General features: G+C 73.3%; 2 protein-coding genes and 2 pseudogenes. 2 read left to right on the forward strand and 2 right to left on the reverse strand.

The genetic code is table 11. From position 1 onward, the window contains the following. Together K2X24_RS11560 and K2X24_RS11565 are read right to left on the reverse strand one after the other, a co-directional pair. Window positions 1-293, reverse strand: a pseudogene (locus tag K2X24_RS11560) (hypothetical protein); the annotation flags it as partial. Window positions 294-429: 136 nt separating this feature from the next. Beyond that, window positions 430-1,152, reverse strand: a complete 723-nt coding sequence (locus tag K2X24_RS11565; RefSeq protein WP_292498054.1) for a uroporphyrinogen-III synthase — start codon at window positions 1,150-1,152, stop codon at window positions 430-432. Between the two features lie 145 nt (window positions 1,153-1,297). On the opposite strand from K2X24_RS11565, the gene tsaD reads away from it, so the two are divergent. Beyond that, window positions 1,298-2,341 (forward strand): tRNA (adenosine(37)-N6)-threonylcarbamoyltransferase complex transferase subunit TsaD, encoded by a 1,044-nt coding sequence (gene tsaD, locus K2X24_RS11570; protein ID WP_292498057.1) that lies wholly within the window; start codon window positions 1,298-1,300, stop codon window positions 2,339-2,341. Beyond that, window positions 2,334-2,524, forward strand: a pseudogene (locus tag K2X24_RS11575) (N-acetyltransferase); the annotation flags it as partial. The gene tsaD and the pseudogene K2X24_RS11575, both read left to right, overlap by 8 nt.

Raw genomic sequence — 2,524 nt, forward strand, 5'->3', positions numbered from 1 at the left:
TCGGACTTGCCCGGCTCGGGTTTGCTGCCTTCGATCGGGCCGGGTCCGCTCTTGAGCGGACCGCTCTTGGTCGCCTCCGCCTTCACCGCGCCGGGCGCCGTCGCCTCCGGCCTGAGGAGGTCGGCCTTGGCGGCTTCCGTCTTCACCGGATCGGTCTTCACGCCGTCCTGGTTCGCACCGGAGGCTTGCGTATCACTCTTACCGCTCGCGGCGACGGGTGGTGTGCCGGGCTTGCCTGGCTGGCTGCCGGTGGGAGTTCCCGGACGGTTGGCGTCGCTGTTGGGTGGTTTCACGGTTCAAGGCTCCCTTCCCGACCTGCCGCTCGGCCTCGCCCCGTGCGGCGCGTCCGGCGCCCGGTGGGTCGAGGCTGACGGCGCAGCTTCTTTTGCTCGTCCTAGCACCAGGGGCGCCGCCGGAGCGAGACCCTTGTCAGATTCCTGACGGTTTCGATGCCGCCAATCCGGCGAGGAGCATCTCCTCGTCGGGTCGTTCGGGCACGAAATGGACCGCGACCCCAGCAGCGACCAGGGGCGCGGCTACATCCGCCGACAAGCAGTAATGCGTCAGGGCTCGGAAGGCTCCGCCGCGGCCGTGCGTGGCCGCGAGATCGTGTGCCGCCGCGGCACTGCGGCGGGAATAGTGCAGGGCGGCATCGAGGGCGCGCGAATCGAGGGCGTCCAGCACCGCGTCCGGAAGGCGCGGGGCGATGCGCGTCGCGTAGAGTTCGCTCACGCTGAGGGCGAATCCGGCCTGCCTCAGCGTGGCGGCGGGCTCGGCCTTGCGCTCGGCGCCGGCGGCATGGAGCAGGGCGGACCCTCTCGGCAGGGAGGCCGCGACGAGGGCGGCGAGCGCGCGCGCTTCCCCCCCGGCGGTGCGGACATCCCTCAGGCCGGCGGCCCGGGCGGCGGCGCCCGTGCGGGCGCCGACGGTGAACGCGGGGATGTCGCGGAATCGGGCGCGCTCGTCCGGGCTCAAGGCGGCCGCGCCGTTCGTGCTGGTCAGGATCAGCCCCGCGAAGCGCCCCGCCGGCAGGCGTTCACCCGTTTCCGCCACGGCGAGGACCGGGGCCACCAGGGGACGATGGCCGAGGTCGCGGAGGCGGTTTGCGGTGCGCGAGGCTCCCGGTTCCGGCCGCGCCACCCAGATCCGCATGCTGTCCCGCGCTCCCTCGCAATCTCCGCCCAACCATGCTGGTTCATCGCCGCGAGGCAAGCCGTCCGTTGCCGGGAGGGGGCCGGGGCGGCTAGGGTGACGGGGACACCGCCCGTCTCCCGCCTCCCGGAATGATCCGCCGTCCATGAACGTTCTCGGCATCGAAACCACCTGCGACGAGACCGCCGCCGCCGTTGTCGCCCCGGGCGAGAACGGGCGGGGCCGCATCCTGTCCAACGAGGTGCTGAGCCAGATCGCCGAGCACGCGGCCTATGGCGGCGTCGTTCCCGAGATCGCCGCCCGCGCCCATGTCGAGGTGCTCGATCGCCTGATCGAGCGGGCGGTCTCCGGCGCCGGCCTGACCCTGGCGCAGGTCGACGGCATCGCGGTGGCGGCCGGGCCGGGCCTGATCGGGGGCGTGCTCATCGGCCTCGTCACCGCCAAGACCCTGGCTCTGGTGACGCGCAAGCCCCTCATCGCCGTCAACCACCTCGAGGCGCACGCGCTGACGGCGCGGCTCACCGACGGCATCGGGTTCCCCTACCTGCTCCTCCTCGCCTCGGGGGGGCACACCCAGCTCGTCGCGGTGAAGGGTGTCGGCGATTATGTCCGCCTCGGCACAACCATCGACGACGCCATCGGCGAGGCCTTCGACAAGGTCGCCAAGCTTCTCGGCCTCGGCTATCCGGGCGGCCCCGAGGTGGAGCGCATGGCCGAGACCGGCGATCCCGAGCGCTTTGCCCTGCCGCGTCCAATGCTGGGGCGGCGCGAGGCGAATTTCTCCCTGTCCGGCCTGAAGACCGCCCTTCGGATCGAGGCGGAGAAGCTGGCCCCGCTTTCCACCGCCGACGTCGCCGACCTCTGCGCCAGCTTCCAGGCGGCGGTGGTCGACGTCGTGGTCGACCGCCTGCGCGTGGCGATGCGCGATTTCGCCTCCGTGGCCGGGCATCCGACCGCCCTGGTGGCGGCGGGCGGCGTCGCGGCCAACGGCGCGATCCGGCGGGCGCTGACCACCCAGGCCGGCGAGGCCGGCCTCGCCTTCGTGGCGCCGCCCCTGTCCCTCTGCGGCGACAACGGCGCGATGATCGCCTGGGCGGGCATCGAGCGCCTGCGCCTCGGCCTCGTGGACGACCTCACTGCCCCGGCCCGGGCCCGCTGGCCCTTCGCGGAGCCGGCGGCCATTGCCTGAGGCTGAGCGGGGGCGCTGGCGCGACCTCGTGGAGCGCCGCCTTCCGGAGGCCGCCCGACCCGACTGGCCGGTGCGGCTCGACCACTGCTTCGCCCGCATCCTCCTCGACAACACCTGTGGCGCGCCCTGGCGCGAAACCGTCGCGGCACCCGCCTGGGCGAACCTGTCGCCGGATCAGCTCGC

The sequence above is a fragment of the Methylobacterium sp. genome (assembly GCF_019750675.1).
In the GTDB taxonomy this organism is placed as follows: domain Bacteria; phylum Pseudomonadota; class Alphaproteobacteria; order Rhizobiales; family Beijerinckiaceae; genus Methylobacterium.

Excerpts from the sequence above, each read along its gene's own strand:
- K2X24_RS11565 (WP_292498054.1), bottom strand. The coding sequence starts at position 1,152 with ATGCGGATCTGGGTGGCGCGGCCGGAACCGGGAGCCTCGCGCACCGCA.
- tsaD (WP_292498057.1), top strand. The coding sequence starts at position 1,298 with ATGAACGTTCTCGGCATCGAAACCACCTGCGACGAGACCGCCGCCGCC.